Origin of the sequence: Methanospirillum lacunae (assembly GCF_003173355.1) — an archaeon.
Taxonomy (GTDB): domain Archaea; phylum Halobacteriota; class Methanomicrobia; order Methanomicrobiales; family Methanospirillaceae; genus Methanospirillum; species Methanospirillum lacunae.
The window spans coordinates 108,608-130,010 of the sequence record NZ_QGMY01000017.1 but is presented as its reverse complement, the minus strand read 5'-3'; the positions used below and the strand labels follow the sequence as shown (position 1 = coordinate 130,010).

Below are 21,403 nucleotides of genomic sequence, written 5' to 3'. Positions count from 1 at the left end.
GAAAGGTTCACGTACGGTTCTTAGAAGGGGGGAAGAGAGTAATCTCTTCTTCCTATTCGACTAGAATCATTTCCAAACCTTTATTCATGAATAATGATAAGAAACCGTATGAGAACTGGTTTTATACTAGCATGTCTTCTCTTATGTGGCTGCTTCGGATGTTCCCTGGTTACTGCTGAATCTCCTGAGTACCCGAATTTAGTCGGGACCTGGACCGGAGTGTCTTCCGGTTACTACGAAAAAATGGACCGGATTTTCAATGAGACCCAGGGATTGCCATATACCATGACTATTCCAGAGCAACAGGGACGGATATTTAAAGGATCACTCAATGCAACAGGTGAAAAATTTACTGCGAACTATACCTTTTCTGGCATCATCGATCATGATATGACCACCATCTACCTGGCAGAAAAAGGAACCGGGATGGATATCGGCCATATTGTATCACCTAACGAGATTGAGTTCATCGGCCTCGGCCTGGAAGACAGCTCAACTGCCGTAATCAATTTTGTCAGAAAAGAGTAATTACATCTCCCTTTTTTATGAGTATCAGGTAAAACAGCTGACTTTTCGGTGAGATCTACAATCCAAGGATCTTCGAAGATATTTCATATCTGACCATGATCTGACGGATCGATGAAAAGAGAAGAGAGATTTATGAATTGAGTAGTTTCAATGCAGCCTCTCTGTTCTCTTGTACTTTGACATTCTCGGGATCAATTGCAAGGGCCTGGTCAAATGCTTTGATGGCTTCCTGAGTTTTACCCTCTTTCGATAAAACAAGTCCCTTTGCATTCCATGCAAATGAATAATCCGGATCTATTGTAAGAGCCTGGTTATACATCTCTATGGCCTCGTCATATTTGTCAAGTTTTGATAAGGCAAGTCCTTTGCTTGCATATATGCCAGCATCTTTAGGGCTTAAATTAAGTGCCTGATCGTATGCTTCAATGGCTTCCTCATACCTGCCAAGACCATACAAGTTCATTCCTCGTATTACCCATGCCGGGCCGGTTTTTGGATGAATCTTAAGTGCATTATCATATGCTTCAATGATTTCTTTATGCCGGTCTGGTTGAGATGAAATAGCAGCACTGTCATTCACCTGATCAGCTGACAAAGCACTTGCAGGACAGCCAGTCATCACGAGTATTGCCATGAATACTAGCAGGATATGAAGCGGTAATCGACTCATAGGAGATAGAATTAGTTGCTTTGGATTAATATGTTGTGATAAGAACAGGTATGGCAGAATCATAGTAATTCTCTATCTTCTGAACTGAAATCCCAATTGACAGTGTCAGTTCGGTTTATAATCAGAATCTGATATTTTCCAAACAGACCATCCTCGATTGTTACAGATGAATTTTATTGAAACATCCTGGTGATAAATTTCTCAAATTCTTTTTCAGCATAATCCCGGTCCGTCTTACACAATAATTCATGCAACTAAATAATTCTTCAAATCACTCAGATCGATGAACCCAAAATTATTTTCTCTCCGTTTTACACTGCTTTAAAATTACTTTTCTATCCAGGTAGACATTATACATAGCCGTGAAATGCGGCTGGGAATCGAACAATGGCAGACTTTACAACCAAGAGTGTCACCAAGTCAGCTGAGCGAAAACTCAGTTCACCCATTGACACCGTAGCAAATTTCCTGGCACTTGTCCAGGATGTGATCGAGAACAACCCCTGGGGATGCACATCGTACACCTCAAACAACCAGACTGTTCCCGGGGTTGTCAGGGGTTCTGAACATTACTCAGGAAAGGTCGTGTATGAAAATGCAGAAGCAAAGACTGTCGGGCAGATATCAGTCAGAGCCCCGACTTCTGTGGCATTCAGCACAAATATCAGCACTATTGTTGCTGCAACGGCAATAAACACTGCAACGGCAATAAACACTGCAATGGGAGGAACACCGTCACATGACAGTTCTGAAGACTCCTTTAGTTGTGCCCTCAAATGTCACAACTCAAACGGTGAGGTCTTTTCTGTCACATTCAGACGTGACAGTGTTGTTGTGTCAGGATACGAGGCAGACAGCATCCTGTCAGGGATAGAAACCTGGGCAGACACCGTTGCTCTCCTGGCATAATCCCGGGAGGCCAGAATGCGGTGGAATTATCTGGCAGCAGGATTAGTTCTTCTGATCCTCGCCTCTCTCACCGGAGCAGAATATCTCGGCACAACGATCAGTACAGACGGAACACTCCTGCTTTCAGGCTTTGGTGAGGATGAAAATAGATCATCTGTATCCAGGGTCATGACCGTAGGGGCTTCACAACTCTCCAGGATTATTTCAGGAGAAGAATCCCGGGTCGGGCTATCTGTTCAGGGCACGGGTCCTCTCCTCTTCTCTGACTATTCAACAGGAACAGTAGAGTCTCCTCCTGAACCGGTCTGTGTCTTTCTGACATCAGACAGACGAGTTCCCGGTATTGGTTCAGACAAATCACTGATGTATACGTCCGGAATTCTCGGGCATGGAACCTATGTCATGAGCCGGGTGACAGGTCCCGGTCTCAGCGGAGAGACTCTGGTAAATGGGAGTGGGCTCATGCTCCTGGGATCAGGAACTGATGGAAACAGAACTGCAGGATCATCTGGGTTTGTATCTGGAAACATGACTGTCTATGACAGTGTCAGATTATGATTTCTTTCATCACCAGTGATCAGCTGAGAAGGGATCTGCGAAAGTGAATGCTCTCTCCTGCTTACACAGTTTCATGATTTGGGTCAAAATGTACCCATTTCAAGATCACCCCGATCACTTTCGCCCTGTTTACCTAACCTTTAGATACCCCTGTACCAAATCACCATGTGTCACACTCATCCTGATGATTCAAAAATTCTGAATCAGGCTTTGATTTTGGCACATCCATGGTATTTCTGCATCTGGATGGAGGTTTCACATCTCCTGTCAAATGGTGATGATAAGAGAGTCGGGATATCATTCCAACCAGACCTGAATTTCTATCTGTCTGGATCAGATGGGGATGACATGGTGAATGTACGGCAACAACAGATTTGACGTGATACTATGAATCAAGGAAAGAATAAAGCAAAGAATCAAGTGAAAATAGACAGGCCCCGCACAACCCTTCTCTATCTTGGCGGACCGGGAAGATCGGCGGGGGTAAATTACCTGTATTATTGTATGAGCGTTAGTACCTTTCTGTTATCAGGGGGTGCTGCTTATGGATTATAGGGCTATTCTCTGCATATGGAGACCAGACGCTACTGTCCACGCTCTAGTATCGACCTCTTTTCATGTGTTTCAGGGAGGTGTGCGATGACCGGAACAAACCTGACTTCCCGGGCTATCCTCTTTGACGCAACTGCAGAACTCAAACGCAGTGGATACCACTCAGTCCGGATTGCAGGCTCATCACGCCTGTTCGATCTGATTGCATGGAACAGAGATGGATTCCTCTTTATTGCAGTCAGGCGAGCCCGCAATTTTGGGATCTCCAACCACTCACACCATGTCAGCCAGTTATCCTCACTTGTCAAAGAGACCATCCTTCCAGGACGTGTGCAATTCTGGCTATATGCTGAAAACGAGTGGCACAGGTATCAGATCCTTGCGGGCGGTGCTCTGCTTATCAGGGGAAGATTTCAATGACATATCCAACCCGTTCTGCCTGCTCTGTTCTCTTTGAACCGGGACAGACCGTTGAGGTCAGACTGATTGGGAAACGTGGCACAGCATCAGGGTTTTATGATAACTTTGACCGACTCAGTGCTGATGCTGTCTCGTTTGATAACCGGGGTGAGTATGCAGGGACCTATATCACGTTGAACCCGGTGAACCCTGACCTACTTGCCCGCCGGGCCAACAGAATAGAAACACGGCTTGGCAGGGATGAGAAATCGGCTGGTGATCATGATATCCTCTGCCGGAGATGGCTCCCGATAGATATCGATCCAATCAGGCCATCAGGAGTCTCATCATCAGATTCAGAGCATGCTGCAGCGATAGAGAAAGCATCCCGGATTGCTGCATATCTTTCAGATCTTGGATGGCCTGAGCCGGTCATGGCAGACTCAGGTAATGGTGCTCATTTGCTGTATCGCATTGATCTCCCAAACGATGAACAGTCCCGGGATCTGGTCAAGAACGTGCTTGAAACCCTGGATCTCCTCTTTTCAGATGGATCCTCAACCGTTGATACGTCTGTGTTTAACGCTGCCAGGATCTGGAAACTGTATGGAACGACTTGCAGAAAAGGGGATAATATCGCTGCACGACCACACCGGAAGGCAACGATACTCTCTGTTCCGGAAACCCTGGTGATAGTTCATACAGAAGCGTTAACATCTCTATCAGAGATGCTTCCCAAAGAGGCAGACCCTGAAGGAATACCAAAATCCCGGAAAGCAGCAGGAAAAGCACCAACAGATCTGAAATCATGGCTTGACCGGTATTCTATCGGATACAGGCAGAAGCCATACGCGAATGGGTCACTCTTTATCCTTGATACATGTCCGTTCTCACACGACCATACTGATGGTGCATATGCTATCCAGTTCTCAAACGGGGGTATCTTTGCAGGATGTCACCATGCTTCATGTGGAGGAGGAAAGCAGCGGTGGCCAGAACTTCGGGCAATGTATGAAGGTCCATCAGCCCGGTCATCTCTGAACCAAATTGACGCTATAAAAAAGGGTAGCGAAAAACGATTAAAATCAGATCCAACCTCTGGGTCAAAATCTGAAAAGGAATCTTCTGATCTTCATCCCGAAATATCAGGTAATATTTCAAGCACTGCGAAGACCGTTCTCCAAACTGGTGATCCATTATCGTATATGCTTGAGACCTTTGCACGCGATCATATCGGTGATTTGATTCTCGCTGAATGCCTTGTTATGTCACTTGCATCAAGGAAGGTTATCAATGCACGAGGTCTTCATGTTTCAGTTACAGGAGAATCAGGAAAAGGAAAATCTCATGCATTTGAGACTATATTAACTCAGATCCCTGAAGAATACAGACTTGAAGGGAGAATGAGTGAGAAAGCCCTTTTCTATATCAAGGGTATGCAGCCAGGAAGTGTGATTGTCCTTGATGATATCGCCTTATCGGATCAGATGCAGGAGATTCTCAAAGGAGTTACTACCTCATTTCGTCGTCCGTTCATATACCGAACCGTCACCAAGGACCGTGTTGGTGAAACCTGTATTATTCCTGAACGGTGTGTCTGGTGGATAGCCAAAGTTGATGGTACTGGTGATGACCAGGTCTGGAACAGGATGCTGACCTGCTGGATCGATGATTCACATGAGCAGGATGAAGCAGTCCTCAAGCGGACTCTTCAGGAAGCAGCAAGGTTCACACCTGAAACTATAGATATTCGGTATGAAGCCCTTGTCTGTCAGGATATATGGCGACAGTTATCGCCAACCTGGGTTACGATTCCATTCGCAAACCGAATTCGGGTTACATCTGCATTGAACCGAAGAAATCCTGATATGCTGCTCGATCTTGTAAGGGCTCATGCAGTGCTTATGCAACATCAGCGTACACATGTGGATTTCGGGGGCATGGAACAGATCCTTGCAACAGAAGAGGATTTTTCTGCTGCAAAACAGTTGTATATCGCCCTTAACAGTTCTTCAGGTGGGCAGGAATCCAAATTGACCCGGAGAGAGTCATTTCTTATTGATGTTATCAGATCTCACGGGTGTGGTGAAATCACGGTTGCAGAGTTACAGCATATCACGAAGTTGTCTTCTTCTGTGATTTACAAGATGCTGAACGGCTCTACGAGCAGAGGTCGTGAATACTCTGGACTCCTTGAAAAGTGCCCCGCTGTCTCAGTATGTGTGCGGACGCTCGTAGTTGATGAGAGTGGGTCAACATCAGCCCATCGGAGAGCAAAGGCCTATTCCTGGGATCAACGTGTGTATGAGGCATGGCGGTTTGAGGGTGGATGCTGGCTCGATCCTGATGACGGTCACGAAGGTGGTGATGGTGATGGCCAGATGCCTGTTGGAGGCAGTGAGAACGATCAGAATGTGATCGAGGATACTCATGATCAAAATTCTTTTTTCGGAACTGCGGTTCAGTTCGGAAAGAATACGGAGACTTCTGCACCAAATTCAGAGGCAAATACTGGGTATAATAATAAAAATAATAATAATTATTGTACTTTAGATGTACAGTGCGGAAAATTAGAAAATACAGAGAAGACACTTGACCATCATCCTGTCTGTGGTACCTATGTTTGTGAATCTAAAATTTCCGCGAGGTGTGATCAAGTACCTCGTTCTGATGGCATTACGAGATCAGATAGTGATTCTGACGCGTTAGGTAAGGGCCCCTATATCCGCAAAACACCAACTTCCATACAGCACGAGCCGCAGGACGCAAATTCTCTTGTAATCAGTTCTGAAAATCAGGAAAAACTTTTGAGTGTACATTCCTCTGATTTCTGTGAGATTGACCGGGGCTTTGGTGAGGGTCCATGTGAATGCTGTGGTTCTAAATGGGTTCACTATCAGGAACGGATGACAAAAGAGCGGCTTGCTGCTCCTCCCCGGATGAACCGGAAGATATGCAAATCATGTTTTGAGAAGGCAAAACGTGATGAGGCAGCATCGTTCAGGGCACTTCCCGGTGTGATTGACCCGGCATCTCTGGTCAGAGTGACTTCAGATATAGGGAGATGTCAGGTCTGTGATACGTTCAAGGCAACATGGCATGATCCTGAGACAAGGACGGCAGTCTGTGACTCGTGCAGGTCACGGATTCTCCGGGAGGGGTCATGAACCCGGTGTTTCGGATCCATCTGCCTCATCTCTTCTGGTTTTTGTTCGGTTGCTCTGTGCTCTGGAAAGTGGGCAGGCTGAAGCCAGATCCGGTGAATGACACAATTCGGGTGATCATCGACGGTCCCGGAGAGATAGCAAGGATTGTTCGTAGCGATGCTTGGGCTGTGATCAACCGGGAAGAAGGGATAGAGGTGAGTCCAGGGGGAACAGTGGAGTTATCGACGTCCGGTCATGGGGTTGTGTTTGATATTCCGGGAAAAGAGGGAGGAAGGTTTGTGGCGGTTGCCATGCAGGTCTGGAATATGCTGGAGTATTGGCCGAAGAAGAAGGCAGCGTTGTTTGAAGAGGGATAGAAGGGGGGATATAGAGGTCGTTTGAGATGTTTGTATGATGTCATGCTCATACTGGTGATACACCTACAATACCCCCATGAGTAATTTTTTGTGACTTCAAACTAATTCAGGATCAACATGGATCAAATAAAAATAATCATTGAACACCATCCTGATGGATATATTGCCTATCCTGTGGGATTGAACGGGGTTGTTATTGGTGAAGGTGACACGTATCAGGAAGCGTTAGATAATGTAACATCTGCAATACGGTTTCACCTCGAAACCTTTGGGAATAAGGCATTCCTGGATTATGATCTCATAGGAGCTGAACTCGCTGAGGTTGTTATCTGAATGAAATTCCCGCATGACGCTCCTCTAACCTGAGTAATCAAATCTCTGGAAAAATTAGGATTTCGTGTCGTGAGGTCGGGAAATCATATTTCAATGGAAAGAAACAACCTGGATAATACGAGCACTCCATTAACTCTGTCTGGTCACCATAAAATAAAGGGATCTACGCTTTGAATGGTTTGTACACAAGCAGCAATACCTCGTGAAGAATTTATAGAAGCCTATGAAAACTCCGGATAATCTACACAAATACATGCTGGGGCTGATTCGATTCTGGGAGCATCAGACTGATGGATGAGGAGGAGATCCGGAGATTAGCCGCAGCGGGTGAGGGTCTGGGCAGGGAGTTCAAATCTGAACTCCACCGGATCCAAAGCGATGATGAGATTGTATCTGATATTGTTGCAATGGCAAATACCGACGGAGGAGTGCTTCTCCTTGGAGTTGAGGATGACGGGACAGTAACCGGAATCCCCAATCGGTCAGGTACGGGGATTGATCCGGTTAAGATCAGAGCGATGATCTACACCAAGACTGTGCCAAATATTAATACACGTATATCGGTTGTGCCTGTTGATGACGTTCAGGTTATCTCGATTGAGGTGGATCAACACCCTGAGATCTGCTCGACCTCTCAAGGGAAAGCACTCCATCGGATTATTGAGACTCAGGGAAAGCCTCAATCTGTTCCGTTCTATCCTCGGGATCATCTCTCCCGGAGGATACAGATTCAATCCATAGACCTGACCGCTGAACAGATTCCTAATCTTAGGTTCGATGCTTTCGACCCGGTTGCTTTCGCGTGGATTCGCAGGATCATCAAAGCCCGCAAAGGAGAGAATACTCTCCTTGAACTGACAGACGAGGAGTTAGTAAAAGCTCTAAAACTTGTGGAAACCAAGGATGGAGTGCTCATCCCCAATTACGCCGGTCTATTGCTCCTTGGAAAGGATGAAATCATCACGACCTATCTTCCTACCCATGAGGTATTCTTCCAGGTTCTCGATGAACGGGGAGATGTCAGGCTTAATGATGTGTTTCATGGCCCGCTCTCCCGCGTTCTTCAGGAGATTGAGGATCGTTTCAATGCCCGGAATGCAGAACGCGAAGTAATCGTTGGGTTATTCCGTGTTCCGATTCCGGATTATTCTTCTGAAGGGTTTCGTGAAGCGATGATGAATGCCATTCTTCACCGGGATTATGCAAAATCCGGGCCAGTGTTCATCCAGTGGCAGACAGACCATATTCTCATTACCAATCCCGGAGGGTTTCCTGAAGGGGTCACCTTAGACAACATCCTCGTACATGAACCGAAGCCCCGGAACCCGCGACTTGCTGAAGTTTTCCGGAGAATCGGACTTGTGGAGACGACCGGGCGGGGTGTCGATAAGATCTACATCGGTCAGATCACCTATGGCAGACCGATTCCCGATTACTCACGAACTGATTCAAATGCGGTCCGGATTGTTCTCCCGGGAGGAGAGTCTTCGCTTGAATTCGCTGCCCTGGTCTTTGAACAGGATAGAAACGGGAAATCTCTGAAACTTGATGAATTGCTGATTTTAAATGCCCTCCATTCAGAGCGGAGGATTACCACCGCTGAAGCGGGCAACCTGACCCAGAAAGGATTGAATTCAGCGAAGGCTACGCTTGAACGACTTATTGAAAGAGGGCTTGTCCAAGGAGTTGGAGAGAAAGGAGGCAGACATTACATCCTATCTCCAAGAGTGTACAAGCGGCTGAATGAATCCTCAGCTTATGTCAGAGCCAAAGGGTTTGATAGAATCCAGCAGGAACAGATGATTATAACCTGGCTTAAAGAACATGGAAAAATTACCCGGTCCGGGGTGATGGATTTATGCACCCTCACCGGATCCCAGGCTTCGAAATTACTCAATAAAATGGTTGAGAAGTACCCTTCAATTCAGCAAAAAGGAACCAGGAAGGGGACATATTATGTCTGGGAGGAGTGAGAATATGTGCGGATATGAGCCAGGATTATATTGAGGTGAGGACTTATGAGCCGGAGCATATCTGGCACAAATATTGTTACTATGAGGAGTTATCAAAGGAATATTCATGAGTGAAACAGAAGTATCCCATCTCTCTCCAAAACGGGTTTTTATTATCGGTGCTGGAATGTCAGCCGATTGTGGAGTTCCAATAATTAGAAACTTTTTAGAAGACCGGTTTTTATCTCTCGTGAATGAGGAAGATCAAAAAAAGATACTCAAATTTCTCTCTGATGTATATCTCCCAGATAATACTCCAAATATTGAAGAAATATTATCAGAAATAGACAATTGTTTGATTGAGGGATCTCCTTTAAAAAATTATTCTCCAGAAGAGCTGTTTTCTTTACGTCAGGTATTTGTTAATGCAATAATTGAAATAATTGCTAAAACATGGGACAAAATAAATACAGATTTAGATATCGGTCCGATTGATAATCCATATGCCGCATATCTTTGTGATGAGGAAGATATGGGGGGAGTAATACGAGCCAAAAATATTCTTAATATGGAAAGAGAATTGGAATATTATCGTTCTCTTCGAGATGGTTCGTGTAAAGATGATGGAGATATCAGTTCATTATCAAGCGAAGCCCAAGGTTACGTGAGAAATTATTGTAAGTTCGCCAAAATCGTCGACCCGGGAGATACTATACTCACCTTTAATTATGACCATTTTCTTGAATTCGCATTATCTGGAGTATTGGATAGAACAGATATTGATTATGGGGTAAATTATTGTGAGTTATCCCCTGACGTTGATCTGGCTTGTCATGGTCCAATTTGTTATCGCATTAGACCCCCGGATTGGGTTAAATATAAATTACACGTTTTTCGGCTACACGGTTCAATAAATTGGGGCAGATGTACAAATTGTGGAGAATTATTTGTAACATACCTTACACCATGGAGCGGAGTTCAAAAATATATTGAATATATAAAAACTCTCCCTCCGAAAGAGCAAGAACGATATTTTTGCTGTGAAAAATTTGATCCAAAGTCATTAATTGTTCCCCCATTTGGAAAAAAAGTAGAGAGGTCCCCTTATCTTATTGAGATCTCGAATGCTGCAATAGAAAAGATCGCAGAAGCAGATGAACTGTATTTTTTGGGATATTCTTTAGCCACATCTGATACGAAAATCAGAGATATTATTCATGAAGCTAAGATCCACCGACATGGAAAGCGATGGAATAAGGTAGTAGTTGTTCATACCCGGATACCCGATGTGACAAAAAACTACGAGGAAGTATTTGGTGATTTTATCCCATTTAATGGGAAAGTAGCTGAATATTTAGATTCTATCCCTGATTCTGATAAACCATTTCATGATCCTCCAAAAGAAATCGTGCTTTAACACACATCTGATAAAAATGTCTCAACAAACCTCCTCCTACCTAAAGCATCTCATTGATGTTGATCTTCCGATCAAGAAAGTTATCAGAACGTGCCCGTCGTGAGAAATCCATCCGTCATGGTCATCATATTTCGACACTTCATATCTGGTGGGCTCGTCGGTCTCTTGCTGCTTGCCGTGCAGTAATCTGTGCATCCCTCTGGCCGGATCCAGTCGACCCCTTATACCCGAAGGAGTTTGTTAAGACTGAACGACTCCAGCATCTTTTTTCCGGCTGTTCTTGAGAGCATTGAATATCACTATGGACAGATTGGGAATTCAATTCTCAATTTGTCCAGATTGGGTCAGTAAATTTCGGTTAAGACCTAAACCCCGGAAAATGTATGGATCAAATCGTTTGTGATCGAGATTCTGGGCAAGGAAGGCGGAGGGTTTGTGGCTGTAGCCATGCAGGTCTGGAATATGCTGGAGTATTGGCCGAAGAAGAAGGCAGCGTTGTTTGAGGAGATGGAGGTGTAGTAGAAGAATATTGGATAGATGCTACAGTGTGTCAACAAGAAAGGAGAGATGAGAGTTATTATTAACGACACTAATCCTATAATTACATATTTCGGGATATTCAGGCTGGATGTACTCTTTCAGAATTATGTGGTGAATTATGAACCAGGTACCGGTAACTATGGATGATATACAAAATGTGGTGAGGCGCCTTGTTGAAGCAGCGAATCCACGAAAAATCATCCTGTTTGGTTCATATGCCCGCGGGGAAGAGACTTCAGATTCAGATATTGATCTCATGGTAATAGAGGATACTGTGAAGCACCAGGGAATGGAGATGGTACGGCTGAGAAAAGCAGCCGGCAGGATAGCCCCCGGTGTTGGTATCGATATTCTGGTGTACCCGACAGAGAAAACCAGAGATCCGGTTCCAGGTACTGTTGTATACTGGGCTTTATCAGAAGGAAAGGTACTGTATGAGTGCTGAGGAGGAGAGTGCAGCATTAATCCGTCTCGGTCATGATGATCTTATTGCTGCAAAAATCCTTTTTGAAAAGGATGGACCATCCTCAATTATCTGCTTTCATGCTCAACAGACGGTGGAAAAAGGGTTAAAGGCAGTATTGATACGGAAAGGTACTCCTATCAGGAAGATTCATGATCTTGTTGAATTGACTGAATTGATTCAGGATCTTTCACTCACATTACCGGTTGATGGTGATATGGTTGCACTTCTCAATCTTTATGCAGTCAAGGCAAGATATGATGATACTATTACTGATACTCTCTCCCCGGAAGAAGCGATAGAAATTGCCAAAAAGGTTATTGAGTGGAGTGAACTGGTAACCTTTAATCACTGAAACAGTTTGTATTGTTTCATTGAAAAATGATATTTCTGGGAATTTAAATCTGTAGAAAGGAACGGAGATAGTTCCTTTCCTGGTTTGGTAAAGTTATCTCCCTCCGGTCTCGGGGTTGTGTTTGATACTCCGGGCAAGGAAGGCGGAAGATTTGAGGTTGATGTCATACAGGTCTGGCATATGCTCGAGTACTGGCCGAAGAAGAAGGCAGCATTGTTTGTTGAGATATATCTGATGTAATATGGGAGTTTTCTATCTCACATCATCTCCATTTTTAATGATGTTGGTTTGTGATGAATGTCAGGTGATGGCAGGCCCTTGACACGAATTGGCCGGGAATGAACAATATCCACCCGGTCTGAAAATAGTAATGAGAACACTAAAACCGGTGGAAAAGATCAATAAATTTCGCCATAGCCGACTCCTGGATAGTAAGAAAGAGTAATTTATGTACCTGATGCAACCAGCCGGGTAACATCCTGAACTAGAGCGATAGTACTTGGATCTGCCATATTCCTGGGAAAAGGAAGAGAAACCGGAATCTCTTTTCGAACCACCGCCGGTCTGTGTGTAAGGATAACAATCCGGTCTGACAGATACACTGCCTCTTCAGGATTATGAGTCACGATAAAAAAAGTTGTATTGAGTTGATTGCGAATTCTGAGCACTTCGTCCTGAAGTTCACGACGGGTGAAGGGATCAAGAGCACTAAATGGTTCATCCATGAGGAGAATTTCTGGTTCCACCGCAAGGGCACGAGCAACCGCAACCCGTTGTTTCATCCCTCCGGAGAGCTGGTGAGGATGAGAATTTGCAAACTCCTCCATCCGGACAAGGGTAAGGAGTTCTGTAACTTTTTGGTTCACCTGCTCTTTCGAGGAAAACCTGACTTTCATATTGAGCCCGTATGCAATATTCTCCCTGACTGAAAGCCAGGGAAAGAGCCCGTGCTCCTGAAAAACCATAGCAGAACGCAACTGTTCTGAAAAAACTCCGTCACCTCCATGAATTTGACCTGAATCAGCATGTTCAAGTTTGGATATAATTCGCAGGACTGTAGACTTCCCACATCCGGAAGGCCCCATGAGACAGACAATCTCTTTTTTACGAATCGTTAATGAAAGTGAGTCTATTGCCCGGCAAACAGAATCATCATCGATAAATTGTTTTGATATATTGTCAACAACAAGGACTTCATTCATTCTTTCCCCTGCCAGCCAAAAAAGCGTAATTGGCCAAGTTTAAAAATATAATCCGAAATGATGCCGATAGTGCCGATTACGATCATACCTGCTACAATGACCTGTATCTGGCCGAGATTATATGCATACATGATGAGATATCCAAGGCCGGCACTTGTTCCGGGAAGCATTTCTGCAGCAACCAGACACATCCATGAGACTCCAAATGCAAGTCGAAGCCCGGTCCAGATAAAGGGAAGTGCCCCGGGGATTACAACTGTCAGAAACGTTTCACCGGTGGTGGCCCCAAGAGTCTGTGCCACTTCAAGCCACCTCCCCCTGATAGTATGAACTCCTTCAATCGTGCTGATGAGCACTGGAAAGAAAGAACCGATAAAGATGATAAAGATGAGTGATCCAAACCCTATCTCAAACCAGGCAATGGCGAGAGGCATCCATGCAATCGGAGGAACCGGACGGAGCACCTGAATTAGTGGATTTATATAATCATCTATTTTTTGAGACCAGCCACTCAGAAGACCAAGAGGGACTGCACACATAACGGCAAGCAAAAAACCGATGATGACACGTTGAAGACTCACAATAGCATTTTCGAGAAGGGAGGCTCCCCCAAACAGGGACTCCATCGGATGAATAAGGACCGGGATAATGAGTTCCCATCCCGGGAGAATGAAACTGTTACCAATACTTTTAGAGAGAATTTCCCAGATGATGAAGATCATCACCGGCAGCAAAAGTCCTCTTGAAATCTTATGTTTATGAGCCATTCACACTCCATCGTGGGGGAATACCATACAAAAGGATGTTTATTCCTTCATAATCAAACGCTTCTCTCATCATCTCTTCCTGAATTGAACTTTGGGGAACTGCTACAATAACCGGATTTCCTTTTGCTGACCGGTCTTTTACCCATGAGATAAACGAGTTCCAGTCAGTACAGGGTGCAGAATTATCAACGATGAGGCCTGAACCCCCAGCATTGATCGATTGAATAACTGATGCATCATTTCCCATTGAAATCTGTAGTTCTGACGGAACACTCCCGATATAGGCTGCTTCCATTGCTTCCTGTCCAAGACCGGTCATAACTCCTCCTCCTACAGATCCAGGAAGCAACACTACCTTTGCAGCGGTCTGATTATGATAAAGAAGTGATGCACCGGTCGGCCGTCCTGATGTTCCTGAGTCCGGGGCGAGACAAAATCCATATGTATCACAAATCTCCTTGTGAGACATAATTGTGACATATAGCGGGGCATAGAGATCTGATGAGGGAAGATACCCAATGCGGACAACCGGAGGATCGTTAGAGAGAACCGGTGATGATCCGTTTATGAGTTCCTGTGCCCGGAGCATGACAGAACCATTGATATAATCAACTTTCATTTGAGAAGAATCTTCATCCATTGATGATTTCAGCCGTGAAATATCAGGAAGCGGGGCTGAACTGGTAAAGGTAATGTACTGAAATGCTTGATTTTCCACATCTATTGGATTCAGATAAAGGCCTGCCGAACGGATAGGTTTTGACCCGTATACCCAGTTTGCTGTAATATTCCGGGCAGTATCAGGATCTTTTTCTATCTGGTGGTTGCCGGCAATAGTAACCGCTGAAAGAAGTGCTGCAATTTCCGGGTACTGTTCAACGAAATTATTTCGCATGACCAGTACATTGCAGGCCGCATTCTCCCATTTATGATCTGGGGGAATATCACCATCCCGGGCTATGACTGTGCCTATTTTCCCAAGTTTTGCTGTTGATACAACTGATTCCCAGACAATGAATGCATCCACCTGGGAAGTGTTCAGGAGCTGGGGCATGATACCAGAGGAGGCATACACAAACTTGACAGTTGGTTTGGCTCCGGTACCGGCAAGTTCATGCCCTACAGGCAATCCGGAAAGAATGAATAATAAAATGCATAAGAGTCCACAAAGAAGAGGAATAAACCCGACTCTCATATTTGTACAACAATCGAATCGGATATAAACATATCATAAAGAGTTTTACAGGATCATTAAAAATCGTCTAAATGGTATCTTTTAGAATTGAGTTGAATAAAATGATAAGGCATTTCATTAAACAAATTTTATTCATCACCAAGGAATTCTTCACCCCATTCATAGAGATCAAAGAGGACTTTTTTTAATCCTTCACCCTGTGATGAGAATGAGTATTCAACTCGTGGTGGAACCTCGGGATATACGGTTTTAGTAATTATATTATATGACTCAAGCTCCTGTAGTCGAGTCGAAAGAGTTTTCGGGCTGATTCCTTTCAGTGACTTCTGTAACTGAGCAAATCTTTTAGTTCCACTCGACAATTCCCTTAAAATCTGGATAGTCCATTTGCTCCCTATAATTGAAAGAATCTTCTCTATCCTGGTAATGCACTCGTTATTGTTCGATTCAGTATGGTTACGAATACTAGATCCCTGTCCTATAGTTGCTTCAATAAATGTAACTACTATATTTTTGAACCTCACTCGTATAAATAATAGTAGACATTTGGAGAGATAATAGAATGAAAATTCTTGCATTTAATGGAAGTCCACGAAAAGAATGGAACACTGCCACCCTTTTGAATAAGGCTCTTGAAGGTGCAGCATCACAGGGAGCTACGACTGAACTGATTCATCTGTATGGTTTGGAGTATAAAGGATGCACCAGTTGTTTTGCTTGTAAAATCAAAGGAGGAAAAAGTTACGGTAAATGCCCGATACCCGATGACCTGCTTGAAGTTTTCAAAAAAGTAGAAGAGGCTGATGGTCTTATCTTTGGATCTCCTATTTACTGGGGACGCGTATCTGGTGAGATGGCTGCTTTTCTTGACCGGTTACTCTTTCAGTACCTTGAATATAGCAATTCAGGTCATTCCCTGTTTCAAAAAAAGGTAAAATCGGGATTTATTTATACAATGAACGTGACAGAAGAGTGGTTTAAGAAAGCAGGTTTGGATAAACACGTTGAGTTTAATGAATTTTCCACGCGAATGATATTCGGAGATTCTGAATCGCTCCTCAGCTTTGATACGGTTCAATTTGAAGATTACTCAAAGGTGGTTGCAACAAGCCATGATGTTGAGGGGAAGATTCGGAGAAGAGCAGAAGTATTCCCAATTGATTGTCAAAAGGCATTTGAAATGGGTGTACGATTAGCAACTGACCCTCAATAAAGCAGAATAAATAATTTTTTGCTTATCGTTTACTTTTTTTACACAAACCAGAAACCTCTTCATGAAAAACATTGAATCACTTAACTATAGCCTATTTTAGGTGAACAAGAGATTCAATTGCATGGAATCAGAACTGACTCGTCATTTTAAATGATTTTTATCATCTCATCCGCCGAATTTAATCCAGTAAAAGTCATTCTTGTATATAATATCCAGAATACTATACAATCCAAATTCTGACCTCTGTGATACCTGCTAAATGAATGAGACACATATCATCACTGGTGGCAGATATACTGGATTAGATGATATTAGTCCGTCAAGAGAAGGGACGATAAAACCTATGAATAAAAGGATCACCACATATCAGTGGCCTGCACTCGTTGGACTGGTTGTCTGTTCTTTTATTATTGCCATGCATGGATCAGCAGACACCGTATCGGTGAGTAATCAGGAACCTGCAATTCAATTCCAAGGAGAATCACTCTCTCCCCCGTGTGTCCAGTCCCTGTATGGGGTATGTTATAGCTCAATAAACCAGGGTTTAGATCCGATTGTCAATGGAACAATAAATGAGACACATGTACGGGATCGGCTCTCTGTTCTGGGGTCTGGTGTCAGATGGATACGGACATACAGTTGTGGTGATTACAGCGAAAAAATTGGTGAGATCTCACATCAGATGGGCATTAAGGTTGTAGCTGGAGCATGGATTGGGAAAAACCTTACGAAAAATGAGGACCAGATTCAGCAACTGATTAACCTGGGTCGCTTGGGAGATGCTGATGTACTTGCTGTTGGAAATGAAGCACTTCTCCGTGGTGATGTTACAGCAGATCAACTCAAACATTACATCAGACAAGTAAAAACAGCTGTACCAAATATGACTGTTACCACTGTTGAAACTCTTAAAAACTGGCGTGATAACCCGGAACTTGTTGATGAGATTGATGCAGTGTATGCCAATATTTACCCTCTCTATGCAGGAGTAAGAATTGATAAGGAAATGAAAGATCTTAAACAGAGATACCGGGTAATACAGAAAGTCAGCAAAGGTAAACCCGTGGTCATATCAGAGACCGGGTTTCCATCAGCTGGGGAGACTATAGGTTCAGCTGTACCTTCGAAGGAAAATGCCGACAGATACTTCAGAGAAGTGAGCAACTGGAGCAATTCTGAAGATATACCGGTACTGTACTTTAAGCTCTATGATGATGAAAAAGAGGGAAAGGGCATATTTTACCACAATGGTACGTTGAAATTATCCTTCTGCCCATCCAGATAACGCTTTCCAGACAGAGAATCTGTAAAAGTTATTTAGACAGAGTATCATCCACATAAGAAAATAATAATCTATTTATCCATGCTTTCCCTCATGACGTAACAAATCTGCTCATTTCATCAGAAATTCTTTGAACCACTGCTGCTGCGTCAGAAATTACCCGTGTTATCTGATCAATAGATGCTGAAGAACTCATAGATTTTGATACGTTCCGGGACTTTTTCTCCAGACTTTCAATGATTGAGCAAATGTCTAAAAATATCTACACATTTTGGTAAATAATTAAAAAACGGTATGCAATTTCGAACAGTATTGCTGTCGTTGTCTGATGTGTATCTCAGTGACTAGTTTCGTAATCGGTATGTATCCATGTTACATCGTCCCATTGGTACCCGGGATCAGGAAAAAAGGGGTGTTTATGCTGTGGGATTTAATATCCCGTCAATATCGTCATCTGTCAATGAATAATTAAAGTATTCAGTGTAGAATTTCTTGAATTCATCTTTTATGTCGATATTTTTAAATTGATCCGGATACAGGGTCTTTGCTGCCCACTGGATCTGAAGAGCCTCTTCTGCTCCGTATCTGTCCCAGGGGAACACACCTTTTGGATTCACATAGACCTTATCGTTCTGAACAGCTTTGAGTGCCTGCCATTTTGGATCCTTCATTACGGTATCCTTGTCTTTTACAGTGCCACCGATGATGATGACATCCGGATTCATGGCCTGGAGTTGTTCAAAGGTTACAGCCTGCATGTTTCCTTTTACATCTTTTGCAGCAGCATTCACTCCACCGGCTACGTTGATCCATGAATCAATGATGGTGTTGCTACCGTCAATCTTGAGTGGCTCCAGACTCTGGATGTGAACAACACTCAGTTTTTTGTCTGCCGGGATTTTTGAGCTGATATCCTTTATTTCGGATAGTTTAGAGTCAAGGTATGTGATATACTCATCTGCTTTCTTCTTTTCTGAATCGCCGAGTATCGATCCAGAGAGGAGGAATGCCTTTTTCAGGTCGTCAAAGTTATTGAACATCATTATGACAACAGGAATTCCTGCACTTGTAAGTTTGTCCTGAGTTTCGTTGGTAACTGAAGACAAAATAACAATGTCGGGTTTTGTTGAAACCAGTGTTTCCATTGAAATATCCCCGGCTCCTGTTCCAGTTTGAGCAGCAGGAATGTCATTGATTTGTGGATCTACTTTCTTAAAGAAAGGCATTGACTTGATGTTTGAAGTCGTTGCAACGATTTTATCTCCAGCTCCAAGCATCAGCATGACTTCATTATGTGCATGCCAGAGATCTGCCACACGTTCAATACTTGCAGGAATTTCAACTGAATTTCCTGCCATATCAGTAATGGTCTGTGTTGCACCCTGAGACGAAGAACCTGTCTGAGCAGCACATACTGATGGGACGCATACTAATCCTGCCAGTAATACTGTCATCAGGATTAATTTTCCAAGAAACATTGCCATGTTCGATTTCATGAGAAACATCCAGATTTATGTACTTGTGATAGTGATCAGAACCGGTAAAATATTTTTACTTAAGTCGATCAATCACCTTATTATTTTCTGAGTATGTAATTTAAAATCATATACTAAGTTCAATAATAATTAATTAAATTTAAATTAACCTTATCAGTGGTATGATAACTTGAAAAGTGAGGTAACCGTTGCACTGGTATATTCTCCGGGAGAGGCGATCGGGCAAGTTCACTTATAGAAAAACATATTGGGATTCTGTCAATATCCACCGAGCAGAACTTACTCCCCTTTCTTAATCATACCGGCCTCCCTCGTACGCACAAACCCCGGTGCGGGGTGAGTTTGTAATCGGGAGCAGATAGCACTCATCGAGGTCAGGGTTTTCTGAACACTCATTACAGAGTACAGTTTCATTATCCTCTTCATTGTAATGAAAAGTTGCGGGCTTTCCACATTCACTGCATGTCCATGCAGGTGGATCGTTCATCCCAAGAACTATAATCGCTTCACCGGTATTTTTTATCCTGACCTGTTCTCCGGCCTTGAGGCGCAGTTCGGTGGTAGAACCATAATCATATATATACTCAAACGAATTCCCTGGAATGAGGATTGGTTTCAAAGAATTCTTTTTAGATGATGTCCCTTTCTTGCCTGAAATTATTGCATCATCCTCTCAGGTCATCTCAATCTCTTCTCCATCAAGAAAAATGAACTCAAATGTCCACAACATTTCAACCACACTCCCCTGAGCACGTCATCAAGATTTTAAGGGTTGCAGATGGATCTACAGATAACATGAGCCAGTATGGTGACGAATAAGGTGTATCAACCATAATAAGAGAACGCGAAACGCCATCTGGATCATGGCGTTTTTTTATAATAAGGGTTTTAATGGTCCGTTTTGAGACCTCCTCCTTGCAGAGAAGGCAGTGCCCCGGGGTTGGCATCTGCTTTGCCATACTATTGATAGGGAAAAATTCATGTTGATAGTATCGGTTTATACTTGTGATGCAGATTGCACTGATGAGATCCACGATTGGTCGAATGACTGGTGTTATAGCCTAAATCGGATTGTTCCCCTCAACAACCTTTCCAACTGGAAATAACAGGGATAAGACTAAAAATATCGAAATCTCCAACTATACGAATAGATAGTCAGGATCATTTAGTCCTTTCTATTATTGAGGGTAAGCATGTATCTCCTTCTTCTTCACTACAAAACCGATCTCCAGACCGTTGATTCCCATGTCCCGGAACACACAAAGTACCTCCAGAAAAACTATGAGTCTGGGAATTTTCTCCTCTCCGGCAGACGGATTCCCCGGACTGGCGGGATTATCATTGCAAGAGCTGAAAACGAAGAAGCGGTGAGGGCCATCATCAAAGAGGATCCCTTTTACATTCATGGTGTTGCCGAATACGAGATTATTCCGTTCATCGCCTCCATGACCGCCCCACAGATTTCTGTATACCGGGAAGAGATACCCCTGTCCGGGAATCAATAATTGAATCTCCTCACCCCGGAAAGAGCATCAAATGATACAACTCCCTGGGATAAACGAGCATTTTATCTTGTGGGTATCAGGCTTTTTTCTAAAATGAAACTCTTCTCAATAGCAAAGGTCTGAATTTGTTTCCTCTCTCTTGAGAAATATCAACCTATGTAGGAACGTCCGTGGTTACGAAAAAAGATGCAGATGATCTTCCTCAAATCGGACAATATTGTAGGAGGAGAATTTCATCCAATGAGGTATCTTTTACTGGGGGAGTGTAACATCATCTGCATTACCTGTGTATTTCCATCTGGTTCCGGCACTCAGGAAAATCAGGTATATAAACACTATCAGATTACTTCTTTTTAAGTTTTGATCCTGGTTTGCTGACCGGATTACTCTGTTCAGAAGGGTTTCGGTGGATGTTGTGAGTCCCATCTGCCGATACATTCCGATAGATGCTTTTACTCTTGGGAGATCCATCAGTGGATACCGGAGTTGTAACTCCATTCATGCCGGGTTGAGCATTTTTGGGGTTTACTTTTTTGTTTTGAAT

The 21,403-nt window shown here is 43.5% G+C and carries 26 protein-coding genes; 17 read left to right on the top strand and 9 right to left on the bottom strand.

Annotation, left to right across the window (positions count from 1 at the left end; all coding sequences use genetic code 11):
* Nucleotides 1-108: 108 nt before the first annotated feature.
* Nucleotides 109-528 (top strand): hypothetical protein, encoded by a 420-nt coding sequence (locus DK846_RS16525; RefSeq protein ID WP_109970095.1) that lies wholly within the window; start codon nt 109-111, stop codon nt 526-528.
* A gap of 130 nt (nt 529-658) precedes the next feature.
* On the opposite strand, the gene DK846_RS16520 is transcribed toward DK846_RS16525, so the two are convergent.
* Nucleotides 659-1,261, bottom strand: coding sequence for a tetratricopeptide repeat protein (locus DK846_RS16520; protein ID WP_109970094.1), 603 nt, complete (start codon nt 1,259-1,261; stop codon nt 659-661).
* Nucleotides 1,262-1,585: 324 nt separating this feature from the next.
* Between DK846_RS16520 and DK846_RS16515 the strand changes: the two genes are divergently transcribed.
* The 13 genes from DK846_RS16515 (at nt 1,586) to DK846_RS17800 (ending at nt 12,439) form a co-directional block, all read left to right on the top strand.
* The gene (locus DK846_RS16515; protein WP_109970093.1) at nt 1,586-2,107 is read left to right on the top strand and encodes a hypothetical protein; all 522 of its coding nucleotides are present in this window, start codon (nt 1,586-1,588) and stop codon (nt 2,105-2,107) included.
* Nucleotides 2,108-2,122: 15 nt separating this feature from the next.
* A complete protein-coding gene (locus DK846_RS16510; protein WP_109970092.1) occupies nt 2,123-2,665 on the top strand; it encodes a hypothetical protein in 543 nt (180 codons plus the stop codon).
* 570 nt (nt 2,666-3,235) lie between these two features.
* A complete protein-coding gene (locus DK846_RS16500; RefSeq protein ID WP_146201258.1) occupies nt 3,236-3,637 on the top strand; it encodes a hypothetical protein in 402 nt (133 codons plus the stop codon).
* Nucleotides 3,634-6,783 carry a hypothetical protein gene (locus tag DK846_RS16495; RefSeq protein WP_109970089.1) on the top strand — a complete coding sequence of 1,050 codons (3,150 nt, stop codon included), beginning with the start codon at nt 3,634-3,636 and terminating at the stop codon, nt 6,781-6,783. The genes DK846_RS16500 and DK846_RS16495 overlap by 4 nt, the downstream gene beginning before the upstream one ends.
* Nucleotides 6,780-7,139 carry a hypothetical protein gene (locus DK846_RS16490; RefSeq protein WP_109970088.1) on the top strand — a complete coding sequence of 120 codons (360 nt, stop codon included), beginning with the start codon at nt 6,780-6,782 and terminating at the stop codon, nt 7,137-7,139. The genes DK846_RS16495 and DK846_RS16490 overlap by 4 nt, the downstream gene beginning before the upstream one ends.
* A gap of 117 nt (nt 7,140-7,256) precedes the next feature.
* Nucleotides 7,257-7,472 carry a type II toxin-antitoxin system HicB family antitoxin gene (locus DK846_RS16485; protein ID WP_109970087.1) on the top strand — a complete coding sequence of 72 codons (216 nt, stop codon included), beginning with the start codon at nt 7,257-7,259 and terminating at the stop codon, nt 7,470-7,472.
* 36 nt (nt 7,473-7,508) lie between these two features.
* Nucleotides 7,509-7,646 carry a hypothetical protein gene (locus DK846_RS18220; protein WP_342769680.1) on the top strand — a complete coding sequence of 46 codons (138 nt, stop codon included), beginning with the start codon at nt 7,509-7,511 and terminating at the stop codon, nt 7,644-7,646.
* Between the two features lie 116 nt (nt 7,647-7,762).
* Entirely contained in the window at nt 7,763-9,445 is a 1,683-nt protein-coding gene (locus tag DK846_RS16475; RefSeq protein WP_109970086.1) for an RNA-binding domain-containing protein, read from the top strand.
* Nucleotides 9,446-9,551: 106 nt separating this feature from the next.
* Complete coding sequence (locus DK846_RS16470) at nt 9,552-10,841, top strand: hypothetical protein (RefSeq protein ID WP_109970085.1); 1,290 nt, start codon at nt 9,552-9,554, stop codon at nt 10,839-10,841.
* Between the two features lie 56 nt (nt 10,842-10,897).
* The gene (locus DK846_RS16465; RefSeq protein ID WP_245926594.1) at nt 10,898-11,125 is read left to right on the top strand and encodes a DUF1156 domain-containing protein; all 228 of its coding nucleotides are present in this window, start codon (nt 10,898-10,900) and stop codon (nt 11,123-11,125) included.
* Between the two features lie 374 nt (nt 11,126-11,499).
* Nucleotides 11,500-11,826: a nucleotidyltransferase domain-containing protein gene (locus DK846_RS16460; protein ID WP_245926593.1), complete on the top strand. Its 327-nt coding sequence runs from the start codon at nt 11,500-11,502 to the stop codon at nt 11,824-11,826.
* On the top strand, nt 11,816-12,199 hold the full coding sequence (locus DK846_RS16455) for a HEPN domain-containing protein (RefSeq protein ID WP_109970083.1): 384 nt from the start codon (nt 11,816-11,818) through the stop codon (nt 12,197-12,199). The genes DK846_RS16460 and DK846_RS16455 overlap by 11 nt, the downstream gene beginning before the upstream one ends.
* A gap of 84 nt (nt 12,200-12,283) precedes the next feature.
* Complete coding sequence (locus tag DK846_RS17800; protein ID WP_181391837.1) at nt 12,284-12,439, top strand: hypothetical protein; 156 nt, start codon at nt 12,284-12,286, stop codon at nt 12,437-12,439.
* 206 nt (nt 12,440-12,645) lie between these two features.
* Here the strand turns inward: DK846_RS17800 and DK846_RS16450 are convergent, their stop codons facing one another.
* The 4 genes from DK846_RS16450 to DK846_RS16435 form a co-directional block, all read right to left on the bottom strand.
* Nucleotides 12,646-13,401, bottom strand: a complete 756-nt coding sequence (locus DK846_RS16450; protein WP_109970082.1) for an ABC transporter ATP-binding protein — start codon at nt 13,399-13,401, stop codon at nt 12,646-12,648.
* Nucleotides 13,398-14,168 (bottom strand): ABC transporter permease, encoded by a 771-nt coding sequence (locus tag DK846_RS16445; protein ID WP_109970081.1) that lies wholly within the window; start codon nt 14,166-14,168, stop codon nt 13,398-13,400. The genes DK846_RS16450 and DK846_RS16445 overlap by 4 nt, the downstream gene beginning before the upstream one ends.
* Nucleotides 14,158-15,363 (bottom strand): ABC transporter substrate-binding protein, encoded by a 1,206-nt coding sequence (locus DK846_RS16440; RefSeq protein ID WP_109970080.1) that lies wholly within the window; start codon nt 15,361-15,363, stop codon nt 14,158-14,160. The genes DK846_RS16445 and DK846_RS16440 overlap by 11 nt, the downstream gene beginning before the upstream one ends.
* A gap of 128 nt (nt 15,364-15,491) precedes the next feature.
* Entirely contained in the window at nt 15,492-15,887 is a 396-nt protein-coding gene (locus DK846_RS16435; protein WP_245926592.1) for a winged helix-turn-helix transcriptional regulator, read from the bottom strand.
* Between the two features lie 38 nt (nt 15,888-15,925).
* Between DK846_RS16435 and DK846_RS16430 the strand changes: the two genes are divergently transcribed.
* On the top strand, nt 15,926-16,576 hold the full coding sequence (locus DK846_RS16430) for a flavodoxin family protein (protein ID WP_109970078.1): 651 nt from the start codon (nt 15,926-15,928) through the stop codon (nt 16,574-16,576).
* A 259-nt stretch (nt 16,577-16,835) separates the two neighbouring features.
* Nucleotides 16,836-17,861 carry a glycoside hydrolase family 17 protein gene (locus DK846_RS16425; protein ID WP_109970077.1) on the top strand — a complete coding sequence of 342 codons (1,026 nt, stop codon included), beginning with the start codon at nt 16,836-16,838 and terminating at the stop codon, nt 17,859-17,861.
* Between the two features lie 413 nt (nt 17,862-18,274).
* Here the strand turns inward: DK846_RS16425 and DK846_RS16420 are convergent, their stop codons facing one another.
* From DK846_RS16420 to DK846_RS16410, 3 genes are all read right to left on the bottom strand, one after another.
* A complete protein-coding gene (locus DK846_RS16420; protein WP_109970107.1) occupies nt 18,275-19,354 on the bottom strand; it encodes an ABC transporter substrate-binding protein in 1,080 nt (359 codons plus the stop codon).
* Between the two features lie 292 nt (nt 19,355-19,646).
* Nucleotides 19,647-19,973 (bottom strand): hypothetical protein, encoded by a 327-nt coding sequence (locus DK846_RS16415; RefSeq protein WP_109970076.1) that lies wholly within the window; start codon nt 19,971-19,973, stop codon nt 19,647-19,649.
* 112 nt (nt 19,974-20,085) lie between these two features.
* Nucleotides 20,086-20,388, bottom strand: coding sequence for a hypothetical protein (locus tag DK846_RS16410; protein ID WP_109970075.1), 303 nt, complete (start codon nt 20,386-20,388; stop codon nt 20,086-20,088).
* 159 nt (nt 20,389-20,547) lie between these two features.
* Between DK846_RS16410 and DK846_RS16405 the strand changes: the two genes are divergently transcribed.
* Entirely contained in the window at nt 20,548-20,859 is a 312-nt protein-coding gene (locus DK846_RS16405; RefSeq protein ID WP_109970074.1) for a YciI family protein, read from the top strand.
* Between the two features lie 252 nt (nt 20,860-21,111).
* Here the strand turns inward: DK846_RS16405 and DK846_RS16400 are convergent, their stop codons facing one another.
* A complete protein-coding gene (locus DK846_RS16400) occupies nt 21,112-21,330 on the bottom strand; it encodes a hypothetical protein (protein WP_109970073.1) in 219 nt (72 codons plus the stop codon).
* Nucleotides 21,331-21,403: the final 73 nt, after the last annotated feature.

Coding starts and splice junctions, on each gene's coding strand:
- DK846_RS16520 (WP_109970094.1), bottom strand. CDS start 1,261: ATGATTCTGCCATACCTGTTCTTATCACAACATATTAATCCAAAGCAA.
- DK846_RS16465 (WP_245926594.1), top strand. CDS start 10,898: ATGTTGATCTTCCGATCAAGAAAGTTATCAGAACGTGCCCGTCGTGAG.
- DK846_RS16495 (WP_109970089.1), top strand. CDS start 3,634: ATGACATATCCAACCCGTTCTGCCTGCTCTGTTCTCTTTGAACCGGGA.
- DK846_RS16450 (WP_109970082.1), bottom strand. CDS start 13,401: ATGAATGAAGTCCTTGTTGTTGACAATATATCAAAACAATTTATCGAT.
- DK846_RS16485 (WP_109970087.1), top strand. CDS start 7,257: ATGGATCAAATAAAAATAATCATTGAACACCATCCTGATGGATATATT.
- DK846_RS16515 (WP_109970093.1), top strand. CDS start 1,586: ATGGCAGACTTTACAACCAAGAGTGTCACCAAGTCAGCTGAGCGAAAA.
- DK846_RS16440 (WP_109970080.1), bottom strand. CDS start 15,363: ATGAGAGTCGGGTTTATTCCTCTTCTTTGTGGACTCTTATGCATTTTA.
- DK846_RS16460 (WP_245926593.1), top strand. CDS start 11,500: ATGAACCAGGTACCGGTAACTATGGATGATATACAAAATGTGGTGAGG.
- DK846_RS16490 (WP_109970088.1), top strand. CDS start 6,780: ATGAACCCGGTGTTTCGGATCCATCTGCCTCATCTCTTCTGGTTTTTG.
- DK846_RS16445 (WP_109970081.1), bottom strand. CDS start 14,168: ATGGCTCATAAACATAAGATTTCAAGAGGACTTTTGCTGCCGGTGATG.
- DK846_RS16425 (WP_109970077.1), top strand. CDS start 16,836: ATGAATGAGACACATATCATCACTGGTGGCAGATATACTGGATTAGAT.
- DK846_RS16430 (WP_109970078.1), top strand. CDS start 15,926: ATGAAAATTCTTGCATTTAATGGAAGTCCACGAAAAGAATGGAACACT.
- DK846_RS16470 (WP_109970085.1), top strand. CDS start 9,552: ATGAGTGAAACAGAAGTATCCCATCTCTCTCCAAAACGGGTTTTTATT.
- DK846_RS16500 (WP_146201258.1), top strand. CDS start 3,236: ATGGAGACCAGACGCTACTGTCCACGCTCTAGTATCGACCTCTTTTCA.
- DK846_RS16475 (WP_109970086.1), top strand. CDS start 7,763: ATGGATGAGGAGGAGATCCGGAGATTAGCCGCAGCGGGTGAGGGTCTG.
- DK846_RS16400 (WP_109970073.1), bottom strand. CDS start 21,330: ATGGATCTCCCAAGAGTAAAAGCATCTATCGGAATGTATCGGCAGATG.
- DK846_RS16510 (WP_109970092.1), top strand. CDS start 2,123: ATGCGGTGGAATTATCTGGCAGCAGGATTAGTTCTTCTGATCCTCGCC.
- DK846_RS16420 (WP_109970107.1), bottom strand. CDS start 19,354: ATGAAATCGAACATGGCAATGTTTCTTGGAAAATTAATCCTGATGACA.
- DK846_RS16405 (WP_109970074.1), top strand. CDS start 20,548: ATGTATCTCCTTCTTCTTCACTACAAAACCGATCTCCAGACCGTTGAT.
- DK846_RS16525 (WP_109970095.1), top strand. CDS start 109: ATGAGAACTGGTTTTATACTAGCATGTCTTCTCTTATGTGGCTGCTTC.
- DK846_RS16455 (WP_109970083.1), top strand. CDS start 11,816: ATGAGTGCTGAGGAGGAGAGTGCAGCATTAATCCGTCTCGGTCATGAT.